The sequence below is a fragment of the Janthinobacterium sp. PSPC3-1 genome, assembly GCF_049896105.1.
Classification (GTDB): domain Bacteria; phylum Pseudomonadota; class Gammaproteobacteria; order Burkholderiales; family Burkholderiaceae_D; genus Janthinobacterium.
Genome location: NZ_JAFCTQ010000014.1, coordinates 25465 through 41489, shown reverse-complemented (window position 1 = coordinate 41489; position 16025 = coordinate 25465). Strand labels below are relative to the sequence as shown.

15 protein-coding genes and 1 pseudogene are annotated in these 16025 nt (G+C 64.8%); 7 read left to right on the top strand and 9 right to left on the bottom strand.

The window, feature by feature from the left end; all coding sequences use genetic code 11:
* The first annotated feature begins 10 nt into the window (after positions 1–10).
* From ACP7B7_RS16200 to ACP7B7_RS16180, 5 genes are read left to right on the top strand one after another with little or no spacing between them, the layout of a single operon-like run.
* Positions 11–979: a siderophore ABC transporter substrate-binding protein gene (locus tag ACP7B7_RS16200; RefSeq protein WP_426077315.1), complete on the top strand. Its 969-nt coding sequence runs from the start codon at positions 11–13 to the stop codon at positions 977–979.
* Positions 980–993: 14 nt separating this feature from the next.
* Positions 994–1989, top strand: a complete 996-nt coding sequence (locus ACP7B7_RS16195) for an ABC transporter permease (protein ID WP_426077314.1) — start codon at positions 994–996, stop codon at positions 1987–1989.
* Entirely contained in the window at positions 1989–2951 is a 963-nt protein-coding gene (locus tag ACP7B7_RS16190) for an iron chelate uptake ABC transporter family permease subunit (RefSeq protein WP_426077313.1), read from the top strand. Before ACP7B7_RS16195 ends, ACP7B7_RS16190 begins: the two co-directional genes overlap by 1 nt.
* Positions 2948–3706 (top strand): ABC transporter ATP-binding protein, encoded by a 759-nt coding sequence (locus ACP7B7_RS16185; RefSeq protein WP_426077312.1) that lies wholly within the window; start codon positions 2948–2950, stop codon positions 3704–3706. Before ACP7B7_RS16190 ends, ACP7B7_RS16185 begins: the two co-directional genes overlap by 4 nt.
* An 11-nt stretch (positions 3707–3717) precedes the next feature.
* Positions 3718–4182: a Fur family transcriptional regulator gene (locus ACP7B7_RS16180; RefSeq protein WP_308924398.1), complete on the top strand. Its 465-nt coding sequence runs from the start codon at positions 3718–3720 to the stop codon at positions 4180–4182.
* On the opposite strand, the gene ACP7B7_RS16175 is transcribed toward ACP7B7_RS16180, so the two are convergent.
* From ACP7B7_RS16175 to ACP7B7_RS16140, 8 genes and pseudogenes are all read right to left on the bottom strand, one after another.
* Positions 4179–6662, bottom strand: coding sequence for a TonB-dependent siderophore receptor (locus ACP7B7_RS16175; RefSeq protein ID WP_426077310.1), 2484 nt, complete (start codon positions 6660–6662; stop codon positions 4179–4181). The genes ACP7B7_RS16180 and ACP7B7_RS16175 overlap by 4 nt on opposite strands.
* Before the next feature lie 92 nt (positions 6663–6754).
* Positions 6755–7399 carry a FecR family protein gene (locus tag ACP7B7_RS16170; RefSeq protein ID WP_426077376.1) on the bottom strand — a complete coding sequence of 215 codons (645 nt, stop codon included), beginning with the start codon at positions 7397–7399 and terminating at the stop codon, positions 6755–6757.
* A 195-nt stretch (positions 7400–7594) separates the two neighbouring features.
* A pseudogene (locus ACP7B7_RS16165) lies at positions 7595–8071 on the bottom strand (sigma-70 family RNA polymerase sigma factor); the annotation flags it as partial.
* A gap of 215 nt (positions 8072–8286) precedes the next feature.
* Positions 8287–9417 carry a YbdK family carboxylate-amine ligase gene (locus ACP7B7_RS16160; RefSeq protein ID WP_308924400.1) on the bottom strand — a complete coding sequence of 377 codons (1131 nt, stop codon included), beginning with the start codon at positions 9415–9417 and terminating at the stop codon, positions 8287–8289.
* Positions 9418–10605 carry a cation:proton antiporter gene (locus ACP7B7_RS16155; RefSeq protein WP_426077309.1) on the bottom strand — a complete coding sequence of 396 codons (1188 nt, stop codon included), beginning with the start codon at positions 10603–10605 and terminating at the stop codon, positions 9418–9420.
* 304 nt (positions 10606–10909) lie between these two features.
* A complete protein-coding gene (locus tag ACP7B7_RS16150) occupies positions 10910–12079 on the bottom strand; it encodes a vWA domain-containing protein (RefSeq protein WP_426077308.1) in 1170 nt (389 codons plus the stop codon).
* A complete protein-coding gene (locus tag ACP7B7_RS16145; RefSeq protein ID WP_426077307.1) occupies positions 12073–12696 on the bottom strand; it encodes a GNAT family N-acetyltransferase in 624 nt (207 codons plus the stop codon). Before ACP7B7_RS16145 ends, ACP7B7_RS16150 begins: the two co-directional genes overlap by 7 nt.
* 9 nt (positions 12697–12705) lie before the next feature.
* Positions 12706–13575: an AAA family ATPase gene (locus ACP7B7_RS16140; RefSeq protein WP_308924404.1), complete on the bottom strand. Its 870-nt coding sequence runs from the start codon at positions 13573–13575 to the stop codon at positions 12706–12708.
* Between the two features lie 220 nt (positions 13576–13795).
* On the opposite strand from ACP7B7_RS16140, the gene ACP7B7_RS16135 reads away from it, so the two are divergent.
* Positions 13796–14125, top strand: coding sequence for a c-type cytochrome (locus tag ACP7B7_RS16135; protein ID WP_426077375.1), 330 nt, complete (start codon positions 13796–13798; stop codon positions 14123–14125).
* Between the two features lie 11 nt (positions 14126–14136).
* Complete coding sequence (locus ACP7B7_RS16130) at positions 14137–14478, top strand: c-type cytochrome (RefSeq protein WP_426077305.1); 342 nt, start codon at positions 14137–14139, stop codon at positions 14476–14478.
* Here ACP7B7_RS16130 and norR read toward each other — a convergent pair.
* Positions 14475–16019 (bottom strand): nitric oxide reductase transcriptional regulator NorR, encoded by a 1545-nt coding sequence (norR, locus tag ACP7B7_RS16125; RefSeq protein ID WP_426077304.1) that lies wholly within the window; start codon positions 16017–16019, stop codon positions 14475–14477. The genes ACP7B7_RS16130 and norR overlap by 4 nt on opposite strands.
* Between the last annotated feature and the right edge of the window lie 6 nt (positions 16020–16025).

Sequence of the window (16025 nt, the reverse complement as noted above, 5' to 3'; positions counted from 1 at the left end):
GGATACCATCATGATGAATTTTTCTGCACACACCAAACGCCGCTCGCTCGGCATGCTGCTGGCCGGCGCGCTGGCGCTGGCCGTCCTGCCGGCCCAGGCCCAGGAGACCCGGAAGATCAGCCACGCCAAGGGTGAAACGGTGATCCCGGCCGCGCCGAAAAGCGTGCTGGTATTCGACCTGGCCACGCTCGACACGCTACAGGCGCTGGGCGTGGACGTGAAAGGCGTGCCGACCGTGAAAATGCCGGCCCACCTGGCGCAGTATGCGGACGCGAAATACGTCAAGATCGGCAGCCTGTTCGAACCCGACCTGGAAGCGGTACACGGCGCCAAACCGGATCTGATCATCACCGGCGGGCGCTCGGCGGCCAAGTATGCGGAACTGGCAAAGATCGCGCCGACCATCGACCTGACCGTCGACGCGAAGAATTTCCTGCCCAGCGTGTACCGCAACGCCGAGACCCTGGGCACCATCTTCGGCAAGCCAGCCCAGGCCCAGGCGCTGGTCAGGCAGAACCAGGACGCCATCGCCGCCCTGAAAACGGTGGCGGCGAAAGGCGGCAAGGGGCTGATGATACTGACCAACGGCGGCAAGATGAGCGCCTACGGCCCCGGCTCGCGCTTCGGCGTGCTGCATGACGGCTTCGGCATCGTGCCGGCGCAAACCAATCTGGCGCAATCGAACCACGGCCAGGCGATCTCGTTCGAGTTCCTGCTGCAGACCAATCCGGACTGGCTGTTCGTGCTGGACCGCGACGCCGCCATCGGCCGCGAGGGATCGGCCGCCCAGCGCCTGCTGGACAATGAACTGGTGCGCAAGACCACCGCCTGGAACAAGAAGCAGGTGGTCTACCTGGACGCCGCCAACTGGTATTTGCTCGGCAGCGCCGGCCAGGGTGCGCTGCGCGCCAATATCGCGCAGATCAGCAAGGCCATGGGTGCCGCCGCTCCCGCTGCTCCCGCCACTGCCGCCAAGTGAGTCGATAGATGGTGTTGAGTAGTCCGAAGTCGGGCGGCGCCGGCTGGCTGGTGTTGCTGGCGCTGCTGGTGCTTGTGCTGGCTGTCGCCAGCGTGCTGGTGGGCGCCAGCGATGTGTCGATGCTGGCCCTGCTGGGCATCGGCGGCGCACCGGCCGACCCGATGGCCTCGCAACTGCTGTTCGCCAGCCGGGTGCCGCGCACCGTGGCCTTGATCCTGTCGGGCATGGCGATGGCGGTGGCCGGCATGATCATGCAGATGCTGGCGCGTAACCGCTTTGTCGAACCGTCGACGGCCGGCACGGTCGAATCGGCCAGCCTGGGCGTGCTGGCCGTGGCCCTGTTCGCGCCGGAGCTGCCCCTGTTCGGCAAGATGGTCGTCAGCGCCGGATTCGCGCTGGCCGGCAGCCTGCTGTTCCTGGCGATCCTGCGCCGCATTCCGCAGCGCTCGTCGCTGATCGTGCCGCTGGTGGGCCTGGTGCTGGGCGGCGTGATCAGCGCCGTCACCACTTTTTTTGCGCACCGCCACGACATGCTGCAATCGCTGCACGCCTGGTCGACCGGCGACTTCTCGGCCGTGCTGCGCGGCCGCTACGAGCTGCTGTGGATCGGCTTTGGCCTGACCCTGCTGGCCTGGCATACCGCGCACCGCTTCACGGTGGCCGGCATGGGCCGCGATTTCAGCGCCAACCTGGGCCTGCGGCATGGCCGCATGGTGGCGCTGGGGCTGTTGATCGTCGCCACCGTCACGGCGGTGGTGGTGGTCACCTCGGGCATGGTGCCCTTCCTGGGGCTGATCGTTCCCAACCTGGTCAGCCTGATGTTGGGCGACAATGTGCGCCGCGCCGTGCCTTGGGTGGGGCTGCTGGGCGCGGCGTTCGTGCTGGCCTGCGATATCGCCGGGCGCCTGCTGCTGCATCCGTATGAAGTCCCGATCGGCACCGTGGTCGGCATCGTCGGCAGCGCGCTGTTTTTGTTTTTGCTGCTGCGCACGCGGGCGAGGGTGGGTTGATGGTTTTTTCATTGTCTCCCGCCGCGCGATTGTCGCTTTTGCTGGCACTGGCCGTGCTGTCGATGGTAGCCTTTATGACCATCGGCGCCAACGGCAACTGGGCCTTCGTGCTGCCGCACCGGGGCGCCAGGCTGGCCGCCATGCTGCTGGTGGCGTATGCCATCGGCGTGGCCACGGTGCTGTTCCAGACGATTACCCACAACCGCATCCTGACGCCGGCCGTGATGGGTTTCGACGCCCTGTATGTGCTGATCCAGACCATCCTGGTGTTCACGCTGGGGCTGGAACGGCTGGGCGGGGTCGACGTGCGCCTGAAATTCGGCCTGGAACTGCTGCTGATGGTGGGCCTGGCTTGCCTGCTGTTTCGCTGGCTGTTTTTGGGCGGTACCCAGCGCAGCCTGCACCTGATGATGCTGGTCGGGATCGTCTTCGGCCTGCTGTTTCGCAGCGTGACCAGTTTCATGGTGCGCATCATCGATCCGAACGAATTCGTGGTGCTGCAGGACCGCATGTTCGCCAGCTTCAACCTGGTGGCGCAGGACCTGCTGGCCGTCTCCGCGCTGGTGGTGCTGGCCGCCAGCGTGGCCGGCTGGCGCATGTGGCGCGCGCTCGACACCCTGGCGCTGGGGCGCGAACTGGCCATCAACCTGGGACTCGATTACCGCAAGCTGGTGATGCGCGTGCTGGTGCTGGTGGCCGTGCTGGTGTCGGTATCGACCGCGCTGGTCGGGCCGGTGACCTTCTTTGGCCTGCTGGTGGCCAACCTGGCCTACCAGCTGATGGGCAGCGACAAGCACCGCCTGGTGCTGCCGGCGGCCATTCTGCTGGGCGCCACCATGCTGGTCGGCGGCCAGGTGATCCTCGAGCGCGTGTTCGGCTTTGCCACCGCGCTGTCGGTGGTGATTGAATTTTTGGGAGGACTGATGTTCATCTTTATTCTGCTGCGCCGGAAGGCCGCATGATCGCCGCCGATGCGGTATCCAAACGCTACGGCGACACGCTGGTGGTCGACAATGTCACGCTGGCGATTCCGGCCGGCGGCGTGACGGCCATTATCGGCCCGAACGGCGCCGGCAAATCGACCATGCTGGCCATGATCAGCCGCTTGTCTCCCATGTCGGCCGGCAGCGTGACGGTCGATGGGCTCGATGTGACAACCACGCCGGGCGAGGTGCTGGCCAGGCGCCTGGCCATCCTGCGCCAGGACAATCATTTGACCCTGCGCCTGACGGTGCGCGAACTGGTCGCCTTTGGCCGCTACCCCCATTCGGCCGGGCGGCTGACGGAGAACGACCGCGTGCATGTGGAGCAGGCGCTGGGCTACCTGGGCCTGGAGGCGCTGGCCGAACGCTTCCTCGATGAATTGTCGGGCGGGCAGCGGCAACGGGCCTTTGTCGCGATGGTGCTGTGCCAGGACACCGATTACGTGCTGCTGGACGAACCGCTCAACAGCCTCGACATGCGCCACGCGGTGGCGATGATGAAGCTGCTGCGGCGCGCCGCCGACGAGTTGCACAAGACGGTGGTGCTGGTGCTGCACGATATCAATTTCGCCTCCTGCTATGCCGACCATATCATCGCCATGCGCGACGGCAAACTGGCGGCGCAGGGCACGCCGCAGGAGCTGATCCAGCCCGAGGTGCTGCGCGATCTCTACCAGGTCGAGGTGAAGGTGCACCAGATCGACGGCCAGCGCATCAGCGTTTTTTATACGTGAAGGAGCGGTCCATGACCACCGATGAAATGGCCGGCGCGCTGGTGCAGGCCGGCCTGAAGGCGACGCCGCCGCGGCTGCTGATCTTGCAGCTGTTTCATGAGTCGCATGAAAAGCATCTGACGGCGGAAGATGTGTTCCGGCGCCTGATGACGGGCGAGAAAAACGCCAGCGTGGCCACCATCTACCGCGCGCTGATGCAGTTTGCCGATGCGGGTTTGCTCGAGCGCAGCCATTTCGACAATGGCGCGGCGATCTTTGAACTGGGCAGCGGCGAGCGCCACGGCCACCTGGTGTGCAAGGGCTGCGGCAAGGTGACGGAATTCGTCGACGCCGCCATCGAACAGCAGCAGCGGGTGGTGGCGGCCGAACACGGATTCGTGCTGTACCGCCAGTCGCCGCTGCTGTATGGCCTGTGCGGCGGCTGCGCCAGCAGCCATGCGGCGCTGGCGGTGCAGCCGGCCGATGTCATACCCTAAAACTTCGTGCGCAAGGTCAGCATGATATTGCGCGGCTCGCCGTAGAAGCCTGTTTCGAACAGGCCCAGGCCCGTCAGGTATTGTTTGTCCAGCAGGTTGTTCACATTCAGGCTGGCCGTGACGTGCTTGCCGATCTCGTAGCGCGCCATCAGGTTGACCAGCGCGTAGCTGCCCTGGGCGATGCGCACATAGTCTGCGGCCGCCGGGTTCCACAGCTTGCCGTAGTAGCTGCTTTGCCAGTTCACGCCGCCGCCGACGGTGATTTTTTCCAGCCCGGCCGGCAAGCGCCAGCTGCCCTGCACGCGCAGCAGATGGGCCGGCTGCGTGGTTTGCAGCATGGTGGAAAACACGTCCTCGCCATCCTTGTCGCGGCTGTGCGTGTAGGTGTAGCCGGCGCTCAGTTTCACGTCCTTTGCCACTTCCCCCGTCACTTCCATTTCCAGGCCGCGGCTGGTGATGCCGTCGATCGCCTCGTACGCTTCCTCGCCGTTGACGGCGCCCACGTAATTGGCCACATTGCCCTGGCGGATCTGGAACAGCGCGGCGCTGGCGTTGACCCTGCCCTGCAGGTATTCGGCTTTGACACCGGCTTCAAAGCCCTTGCCGCGCACGGGCGCCAGGAAGTTGCGGTTGATATCGCGGTTGCTCTGCGGCGCAAAGATGCTGGTGTAACTGCCGAATACGGAGTACGTCCGGTCGAGGTCATATACCACGCCCGCATACGGCGTGACGACATTGTTTTCCTCGATGCGCGCGACGATGGGGGCGGTGGCTGCGTCGATAAAGGTGCGCTGCTGGTCCTGCCGGTAGCGGCTGACGCGCGCGCCAACAATCACCGACAGGGCGTCGGCGGGACGCAGGCGCGCGGCGCCATACAGGCCGCTCTGGCGCGTGCTGTCGTTGTCGTTGCCCAGGCGCGTAAAGGCCGGCTGCGCATACTGGCCGCGCCAGTCAAAGTAGCTGCCCGCGACGGGCGGGTAGACCGATTCATGGACGGGGCCGTGCTGTTTCGCCGTCGAGGACGAATAGCCGAACATCGCCTCATGCTGGCGGCCAAAGGCCGTGAACGGGCCATTGAGGTCGAGGTTGACGGTGCCCTGGCGGCGCTTGCCCGCATACTGTCCCATGAAGAAATAGGCGCCTTCGCCGGTGACGGGGTCGGGATTGCCGCCGCTGGCCGACCCGAGCACGCTGTCATGCTCGCTGCGCAGCATATTGGCGCTGAACTTGAGCTTCCACTCGCTGGCAAAAGTGTGTTCCAGCGCGCTGAACAAGGTGGTATTTTTCATGTCGCGCCGGCTCCAGCCGGTGGCCGGATTCCACGAGGTGGGGAAGTCGGTGCGCGTGCCGTTTGCCAGCAGCACCGGAAAGCCGGTCCAGGTCGAGCCGCGCGGCTTGTAGTCCTGGTGGGTGAAACCGGCCGTGAGCAAGGTGAGGGGCGTGAGGTCCGCTTCGATGACGCCGTAGGCGACCGATTTCCGCTGCTGGTAGCGGTCCAGGTAGGAATGCTTGTCCTGGTACGCGCCGACCAGGCGCGCGCGCACCGTGCGGCTTTCGTTCAGCGCGCCCGATACATCGGCTTCGGCGCGGTAGTTGTCCCACGAGCCGGCGCCCACCGTGGCCGAACCGGTGAAGTCGGCGGTGGGGCGCTTGCGCACCATGTTGACGGTGGCCGACGGGTCGCCCGCGCCGCTCATCAGGCCGGTGGCGCCTTTCAGCACTTCGATGCGGTCGTAGATCGCCATGTCGCTGTTGGTGGTGCCCCAGTCGTACACGCCGTCGTAGATGGCCGACACGCCGTCGTACTGGAAATTGGTGACGGCAAAGCCGCGCGCCCAGAAGCTCCATCGGTCGCTGTCGTAGTTCTGCACATTGACGCCGTTGACGTTTTTCATGACGTCGGACACCGCATTGCTGTTCTGGTCATCCATCTGCTGGCGCGTGACGATGGTCAGCGACTGCGGCGTTTCGCGCTGCGTCAGGGCCAGGCCGGTGGCGCCGCTGGCCGGGCCACCGGAGTAGCTGCCGGTGCCGCCGGTGACGGCGCTGCGTTCCTGCGCCGCCACCACCGTCACGCCGCTCATCACGGCCATGCCACGGCTGTCGGCGCCGGCTGCCGGCGTGCCGGCCGGGATCTTTTGCAGCAGATAGCCGCCATTGGGCTGCGCCACCGCCTGCAGGCCGCTGCCGGCGAGCAGAATACGGAAACCGTCCTGCAGGCTGTGACTGCCCTGCAAACCGGCGCTGCGCAAGCCCTGCGTGGCCTCTCCGGAGAACGACAATAAAATCGCGCTGTCGCTGCCGAAGCGCGTCAGCACGTCGCCCAGCGCCCCGGCGGGAATGCTGTAGCTGCGCAGCTGCTGCGCCTGGGCTTGCGCGTGGGCGGGAAGAACCAGCGCCATGCCGATCTGCGACAGGGCGCAGGCGAGGACGGTGCGGACCAGGAGTGAGCGTGGGGCGTGACGAGATGCTGGAAACATGTAAAACCTTTCGTGGATGCGCAAGATGGAGACTGCCTGTACTCCAGGTCACGCGAACACGCTTGAACAGCTCACTTTCATGAAAATATTTTTTAACGGGCCGCCAGTTGGACCTTGGCCACCTGCCGTCCCCAGAAACGCGTGACGGTGTCGCGCCGCAATTGCAGGCTGGCGCAGACGGCGTCGAGGATGGCGTCCAGGTCGGCCAGCGGGTAGGAACCGGACACGCGCAGGCCGGCCACCGCCGGCGTACAGGCCAGCGGATGCTCGCTGTAGCGCGACAGCTCGGCCAGGAAGGCGTCGAGGCGCATGTCGCGCGCCACCAGCATGCCGTTCATCCAGGCGCCGCCATACGGCGTTAGCGCCACGCGGTGCAGGCTCGCCGGCGTGAAGTGGGCCGCTTCGCCGGGGCGCAGCACCAGGCGCTGGCCGCCGGCTTCGTCCAGCACGGCCACCGCGCCTTCGAGCACGCCGGCGCTGGCGTACCGGTCGTGCACGCGCACCGTAAAGCGCGTGCCCAGCGCCTGCAGGTCGCCATATGGCGTGGTGACGAAGAACGGCCGCTGTGCCGCGTCCCTGGCGGTGGCGATAAAGATTTCACCGGCCAGCAGCGTGATGCGGCGGTGCGCGCCGCTGTAATCGATATTCACGGCGCTGGCGGTATTGAGCGTGAGCTCGGTGCCATCGGCCAGCGTGATCAGGCGGCGCCGGTTGACGCCAGTACTGTAGTCGGCCATCCAGCCGCGCCAGGCCGTGCCGCGCTCGATCATGCAGAAGCCGGCGCCACCGGCCAGCAGCAAACATAGCGAGGCCAGGGCCTGGCGCCGTGCCGCGCGCGGCTGGGCGCATGCGCGCAGCAGGGCCGCGCGCATGGCGGGATCGACGCCGGCGTGCTGCGTTTGCAGCTGCCGCCAGGCCTGCGCCGCAGTGGCCGCGCGCAGCAGATGGCGCTTGACGGTGGCCAGCGAGATGCCGAGCTGGCGCGCGATATCTTCCTGTGGCAGTTCATCGAGCTGGCGCAATAAAAAGGCGCGCTTGACGGTGGGCGGCAGGGCGTCGAGCGCGCGGTCCAGGTCCAGCAGGGTCGCCAGCAGCAGTGTCTGTTCCTCGGGCGAGGGCGCATGCAGGGGCGGCAGCTGGGCCAGCAGGTCCAGGTAGGCGCGTTCCAGCTTTTCGCGGCGGTAGTGGTTGAACAGCACGCGTTGGGCGACGGTGACGAGAAACGCGCGCGGTTCGCGTGCGGCCACCGCATCGTCGCGGTCCAGCAGGCGCACAAAGGTATCGTGGGCCACGTCCGCCGCGCCGGCCGGGCTGCCCATCTTCTTGCGCAGCCAGCCCTGCAGCCAGCCGTGGTGGTCGGCATACAGTGTCGCGATTTCCTGGCGTTCCAGCGGCTCTGCCAGCGGCATCGCGTTCCCCTTGCAAGCGCGACCGACCAGCCGGATCGATTTAGTTAATAGGAATCATTCTCAACTATTGTAGCAAGCGGGGGAGGGGGTGTAAATGTGGGGTGTGGTTTTTTGGCGTGTTGTTGGCGTTCGATTGAACCCCAAAAGCAAGATCCGGGGTCAGAACCGCCGGGTCCGACCCCAGCCGTTCCAGGGTCAAAGGGTAAAGCCGGCCTTCAGTAATTCATGGGCTCACCGCGAAAACATCTGATCGCCGAATCGACCATGCCCTCGGCGCTGCCCTGCAGGTTGTACTGCTTGCGCAGGTACTGCGCGTCGCTCCACTGCTTGGCCACATCGGACAGGTGTTTCAAGGCCTGCGTGCTGCCCAGCGCTTCGCCGTGCGGTTCCATCTTGCGCAGGGTGGTCATGATGTCTTCGCGCAGCGACATGGTCTCGTAGGTCTTCGGGTGCGTGATGGCGCCGTCCAGGCCGAAGCGGCAGGCCTGGAAGCGGTTGTAGTTGTACACCAGGTAATCGTCTTCCACCGGTGGCGTTTCTTTGCGCTCGAGCAGGTAGCGGCACAGCGCCTGCAGGTAGGCGGCCAGCGCGGCGGCCCGTTCCACCGTCAGCGGGGTGTCGCATACGCGCAGTTCGATGGTGCCGAATTCCGGCTTGGGACGGATGTCCCAGTAAAAGTCCTTCATGCTCTTGATGATGCCGGTGTTTTCCATCTTGGCGAAGTACTCGTTCGAGAACTGGTCCCAGCTCAAGGTGAACGGCGCGCGTCCGCTCATCGGAAACGCGAACACGGAATTCAGACGGGCCGAATCGAACAGCGTGTCGCGTCCCTGCACATACGGCGAAGACGCCGACAGGGCGATAAAGTGCGGGATGTAGCGGTTCAGCGAGTGCAGCAAAAACATGGCGTCGTCGCCCGAGGCGCAGCCGATATGCACGTGCTGGCCGAAGATGGTGAACTGCTTGGCCAGGTAGCCGTACAGTTCCGAGATCTCCTGGAAGCGCGCCTTGGAAAAGATCTTTTGCGACGACCATTGCTGGAACGGGTGGGTGCCGCCGCCGGCGATGCCGATATTGAGCTTGTCGCCGGCCGTGATCAGGGTGTCGCGGATTTCCTGCAGCTGCGCCAGCAGCGGTTCATGGTGGGTGTGCACGCTCGAATTAATCTCGATCATGCTTTCGGTGATTTCGGGCGTCACATTGCCGGGAAACGGTTTTTTTCCCAGCAAATGCAGCAGGTCGGGGCTGGCCGCCGTCAGGTCGTAATCCGACAGGTTGACCAGTTGCAGTTCGAGTTCGACGCCGAAGGTCAGCGCGGCCGATTGGCCAAAGGGTTCCAGCGGCATTTAGCGCTCCTTGATTTCATGGGTTTCTTTTGCCACCATCAGCACGCGCTGCACCAGCACGGGGCCGAGCAGTTCGAGCATCAGCGTGATGGCGGCCAGCGCATTCAATTCGTCGCCGAAGTTCACGCCCAGCTGGCGTGCGTGTTCCAGCAGCAGGATGATGAAGACCGAGACGGGTGTCAGCGCCACGCCGGTCAGGATGCCCTTGCGCCACGAGATGCCGCTGACATGCGAGAACGCCGCCACGCCCACCACCTTGGTCAGCAGGCGGCCTGCGATCACGGCGCCGGCCAGCGCCGCGCCGGCCGTCACGCTGGACCATTCCAGAGTCGAGGCGGCGTACACGAACAGCAGCACGGTCAGCAGTTCGCCCAGCGCGCCGAAATTGCGCTGCGCCTGGCTGAAGGCCACGCGGCGGTGGCGCGCCACCAGGCCGAAGGTGAGGGTGGCCAGCAGCGGCGACAGGCTGGTGGTGTAGGTCAGCGCGACCAGCAGCATCACGGACAAGGCAAACGCCACGGTGGCGTCCTGCGCCATATTGCCCAGGCGGCGCAGCATGGCCGGCACCACGATGCCGAACACGGTGCCGGCGGCCACCGAGGCGGCCAGCACGGCGGCGCTGCTGCTGGTCGCCTCGATCAGGTCGGTCGAGCTGTGGAACATCCAGAAGCCAACGATGATATTGAAGGTGAACACGGCCAGCACGCAGTTGAGCGCCGTCAGGTGCACCAGGCGCTCCGTCACCTGACCCGAGCTGCGTTCCTCGTTAATTACGCGCATGATGGTGGCCGGCGAGGTCGACATCGACAGGGAGGCCAGCAGCAGCGCCGTCATGCGCGAGGTGTCGAATTCGAGCGCGATGAAATACACGATGGCGAAGGTGCCCAGCGCTTCGACCAGGCCGGCCACGGCGATCCAGGGATTGTTCTTCAGCCAGCGCAAATTGATGCGGTAGCCGACCTCGAACAGGATCAGGCCAAAGGCCACGTCGGCCAGCACCAGCATCGGGCCGGCGTCCGTCTGTGGCAGGATGCCGACCTGCGCCTGGGCCAGGATAAAGCCGATCACGCCATAAAAGCTGATGCGCGGCAGGCCGGTCCAGCGGTGGCCGAATTCGCCGATGACCCAGGCCACCGTGATGGCGAACGGCCAGGACAGGTCGGCGGCGATAGCGAGAAGACTTTGCATGCTGATTCCTTTGTAGTAGCGCCGTCACCGGCCGGCAGCGTCAAGGCTGGCGCGGCAAAAACATGGTGCAGCGGTAGTGCATGTGTTGCGCAGACGTTAATGCGTACTTCCTGATGCGCCGATTCTACCGGAGCAGGAAGCGCGCGCGATGTTCGCAATCGAACGGTGAGGCGGCCATGGCGGCCGCGCACGGGGTGCTGCATGGGGGCGGAAACAGGTCCGCCCGGTGATGTCGTGCAGCAGTGTACGGCATGGCGGCCCGCTACCGCCATGGACTTTTTGTTATACGGCTTTGGTGACTTGTTTATTTACTGAGCAATCGCATGCCCCGTTCCAGGCCGTCGATCGACAGCGGGAACATGCGGTCGTTCATCAGCTGGCGCATCACGCCGATCGACTGGCGGTACTGCCACAGGCCTTCCTGCTCCGGATTGAGCCAGATGAATTTCGGGAACGCGGCCGTGAATCGCGCCAGCCAGGTGGAACCCGCTTCCTCGTTGTTGTACTCGACCGAGCCGCCCGGGTGCAGGATTTCATAAGGGCTCATGGTGGCGTCGCCGACGAAAATGAGCTTGGTGTCGGCCGGGTATTTGCGCAGCACGTCCCAGGTGGGGAAACGCTCGGCATTGCGGCGCCGGTTGTTCTTCCACAGATAATCGTAGACGCAATTATGGAAGTAGTAGAACTCCATGTTCTTGAATTCCGTCTTCGCCGCCGAGAACAGTTCCTCGGTGCGCTCGATATGGTCGTCCATGCTGCCGCCCACGTCGAACAGCATCAGCACCTTGATGCGGTTCTTGCGCTCGGCCCGCATGCGGATGTCGAGGTAGCCGGCGTTGTTGGCGGTGGCGGCGATGGTGGCGTCCAGCGCCAGTTCGACCTGTGCGCCCTCGCGCGCGAACTTGCGCAAGCGCCGCAATGCCACCTTCAGGTTGCGCGTGCCCAGTTCGCGCTCGCCGTCGTAATCCTTGTAGCTGCGCGCCTCCCACACTTTCACCGCCGTGCGGTTGCCGCCCTTGCCGCCGATGCGGATGCCTTCCGGGTTGGTGCCGCCATTGCCGAACGGCGAAGTGCCGCCCGTGCCTATCCATTTGCTGCCGCCTTCGTGGCGCTCCTTCTGCTCCTTCAGCAGTTCATTGAGGCGGTCCATCAGCTTGTCGTAGCCGAATTTTTCCAGCTGGGCCTTCTGTTCATCCGTCAGCTCGCGCTGCATGCGTTTGAGCAGCCAGTCGAGCGGAATCGCCGCATTCGTCTCGAAGGCCGCGTTGATGCCCTTGAAGTACTGCGCAAAGGCGCGGTCGAACTTGTCGAAATGGGCTTCGTCCTTGACCAGGGTCAGGCGCGCCAGATAATAAAAATCGTCCATCGACGCGTCGATCACGTTCTTTTGCAGCGCCTCGAGCAGTGTCAGGAATTCCTTGATCGAGACGGGAATCTTCGCGTCCTTGAGGGTGAAAAAGAAGTCGATCAGCACGGCGCCTCTCCCGCGCGGGGCAGCGCCACGATGGGCCGCTGCGCCAGCTTGTAGCGCAGGTGCGCCGCGATTTCCGGCCATTCGCCGCGCGTGATGCTGTACATGACGGTGTCGCGCACGGTGCCGTCGCGCCGCAGCGCATGGTGGCGCAGCACGCCGTCCTTTTTCGCGCCCAGGCGTTCGATGGCGGCCTGCGACGCATGGTTGAAGTTGTCGGTGCGCAGGCCCACCAGCGCGCAGTCGAGCGTGTCGAAGGCGTGCGCGAGCAGCAGCAGTTTGCAGCTGGTATTGACATGGCTGCGCTGGCATCGCTTGGCGTACCAGGTATAGCCGATCTCCACCCGGCCCACCTCGGGCAGCACGTCGTGGTAGCTGGTGCTGCCCAGCACCTCGCCGCTGGCGATATCGACCACCGCAAAGGCGAAGCGCGAGGGGCGCATTTCGATGGCCTTGAAGATGTACTGCTCGACCTGGTCCGGCTCCGGTACCGAGGTGACGCGCAACTGCCACAGCTGGCCGTCGCTTGCCGCCGCGCGCAAGCCTTCGGCGTGGTGCGGCGCCAGCGGTTCGAGGCGGATGCCGTTCAATTCAAGGCTGACGGGAGCGATATCTTTCACGGCCACTCCTTAGCGGTTGGTGCGCGACATGAACATCAGGCGCTCGAACAGATTCACGTCCTGCTCGTTTTTCAGCAGCGCGCCATGCAGCGGCGGCACCACGGTTTTCTGGTCGCCGCTGCGCAGCGCCTCGGCCGGGATATCTTCGGCCAGCAGCAGTTTGAGCCAGTCGAGAAATTCCGAGGTCGACGGCTTTTTCTTCAGGCCCGGCACGTCGCGCACGGCGTAAAAGGTCTGCAGCGCCTGCGCCAGCAATTCCTGTTTCAGGTTCGGGTAGTGGACGGCGACGATCTGCTCCATCGTGTCCTTGTCCGGGAATTTGATGTAGTGGAAGAAGCAGCGGCGCAAGAAGGCGTCCGGCAGTTCCTTCTCGTTGTTCGAGGTGATGATGACCAGCGGACGGTGGCGCGCGGTGACCATTTCGCGCGTTTCATAGACATAGAATTCCATGCGGTCCAGTTCGCGTAGCAGGTCGTTGGGAAATTCGATATCGGCCTTGTCGATCTCGTCGATCAGCAGCACCACCGGTTCCGGCGCCGTGAAGGCCTGCCACAGCACGCCCTTGACGATGTAGTTCTGGATATCGCGCACGCGCTCGTCGCCCAGCTGCGAGTCGCGCAGGCGCGATACGGCGTCGTATTCGTACAGGCCCTGCTGGGCCTTGGTGGTCGATTTGATATGCCACTGCATCAAGGGCATGTTCAGCGCGGCCGCCACTTCTTCGGCCAGCATGGTCTTGCCGGTGCCAGGCTCGCCCTTGATCAGCAGCGGGCGCTGCAGGGTCAATGCCGCATTCACGGCCAGTTTCAGGTCGGCGGTGGCGACGTAGTTATCGGAGCCTTCGAAGCGGTGGCCTTGCTGTGGGTGCGGTGCTTGCATGAGCGGTTCTGCCGGACGGTTGAAAGGATTCGAGTATAAACAGAACTGTGGCGGACTGCCACGCCGGCGGCCTGTACCCAGGCTGCACACGCGCTGTTTATGTAGGTGGACTTGCAAGATTATCTTGGTTAGAATCGGCAACTACCAGCCGTCAATACATAAAATCAAAAAAAACCAGCCTTCGCGTTTCTCCGATTACCTTTGTTCACTTTGTGCCAATATGAAAAAAATAATTGCACTCCTCTTGCTTGCAGGCATCGCCAATGCCGTCACAGCAGCTGACATCGTAGGAAACGCCAAGGCCGGGACAGCCAAGGTGGAAATGTGTATCGGATGCCACGGCATCCCCGGCTACAAAGCCACTTTTCCTGAAGTCTTCCAGGTGCCGATGATAGGCGGGCAACCCGCCAAATATATCGAAAACGCGCTGAAAGCGTATCAGAAGGGCGACCGCAAGCACCCCACCATGAAGGGCATCGCCGCCAGCCTGTCGGACCAGGATATCGCCGACGTGGCGGCCTATTATTCGCAACAAGCCAAGCCCAACTGAGGACCAGCCAGATGAAAAGACTACTCGCCGCCCTGTTGTGCTCGGTAATATCCTGCGCGGCTGTCGCCGCCGGCAATATCAATACGGGCAAGGCCCTGGCCGAAAAATACAGCTGCGCCACCTGCCACGGCAAGGACTACGCCTCGCCGATCGACCCTTCCTATCCCAAGCTGGCCGGCCAGCACCGCGACTACCTGGAACATGCGCTGACCGCCTACAAGCGCGGCGATAGCGCCAATGGCCGCAACAACGCCATCATGACGGGCCAGGTCAAGCCGCTGAGCAACCAGGATATCAAGGACCTGGCCGCCTACTTCCACAGCCTGCCGAAAAGCCTGGTGCTGCGCCGCTAAGGTTTTATCCCCACTCTGCGCGCCAGCTTGTGCAGATTGCTGGCGTCCAGCCCCAGCTGGCGCGCGCTGGCGGCCCAGTTGCCCTGATGCTGGCGCAAGGCCTGGCGGATCGCCTGGCGCTGGCTCGCTTCCACGATCTGCTGCATGGTGGCCGGCTGGCCGTCTGACGGCGGCGGCGGTGGTGCTTCATCTGCGCCGCCAGGCATCTCCACGCCGTCCAGGTCCAGCATGTCCGGCTCCAGGGTCACGATCTGCTTGCGGTCCGCGCCGCGTATCACCGCTTTCAGCGCGGCGCGGCTGATCACATGTTCCAGTTCGCGCACATTGCCGGGCCAGCGGTAGTGGCGCAGCGCGTCTTCGGCGGCGTTCGACAGCCGCAGGCTGCGCAGACCCAGGCGCGCGCGGTTCAGCTCCAGGAAGCGCCCGGCCAGCAGCAGCACGTCGTGGCCCCGTTCGCGCAGCGGCGGAATCGGCACCGGATACACCGACAGCCGGTGATACAGGTCGGCGCGAAACGTGCCGTCGCGCACATGGTCGCGCAGGCTGCGGTTGGTGGCGGCGATCACGCGCACGTTCACGCGCCGCGGCTGGTCGGCGCCCAGGCGCTGGATCTCGCCGTTCTGCAGGGTGCGCAGCAGCTTGGCCTGTATCGACAGCGGCAATTCCCCCACTTCATCGAGGAACAGGGTACCGCCTTCGGCCGCCTCGAAACGGCCCGGCCGGTCGCTGACGGCGCCCGAAAACGCGCCGCGCGCATGGCCGAATAATTCGCTTTCGGCCAGCGACTCGGGCAGTGCGGCGCAGTTGACGTGCACCAGCGGCTTGGCCGAGCGGCGTGACAGCCGGTGCAGCCGGTGCGCACACAATTCCTTGCCGACGCCTGTTTCGCCCAGCAGCAGCACCGGCAGTTCCGAGTCGGCCACCACTTCCAGTTCATGCAGCAGCTGGATGATGGCCGCGCTCTGGCCCAGGAAATCGCTGTCTTCGCGTACCGCTCCGGTGCTGGCCTGGGCGGCGGCGCCGGACACGCGCAGGGCGCGGATTTCCGCTTCCAGCCGCGTCACGCGCACGGCGGCCTCGATGGCGCAGGCCAGCTCGCCCAGCTCGCGCTGCGCCTGGCCGTCAAAGGCGCCCACCTGCAGCGCATCGAGGGTCACCACGCCCCAGCGCTCGCCTTCCAGGTGCAGCGCCATGCCCATGCAGTCGTGCACCGGCAGCGGCACACCTGGCCGGTCGGCGATCAGGCCGTCGTAAGGATCGGGCATGGCGCTGTCGTGATGAAAGCAGGTCACGCCGCGCCGGCGCAAGATGGTCGCCAGGCGCGGATGGTCCTTGACCAGGAAGCGGCGCCCCAGGGTGTCGCTGACCAGGCCGTCCATGGCCACCGGCCGCAAATGCTCGCCGTCCAGTTTCAAGAGGGCCACCGCGCCGCAGCCGAAGTGGGCGCGCAGGCTGACGACCAGGCGCTGCAGGCGCACGGCCACCGGCAGGTCGGCCACCAGGTCGGTCAGCAACAGCAAATGGGTCGTGGTAATGGTCATGATCAC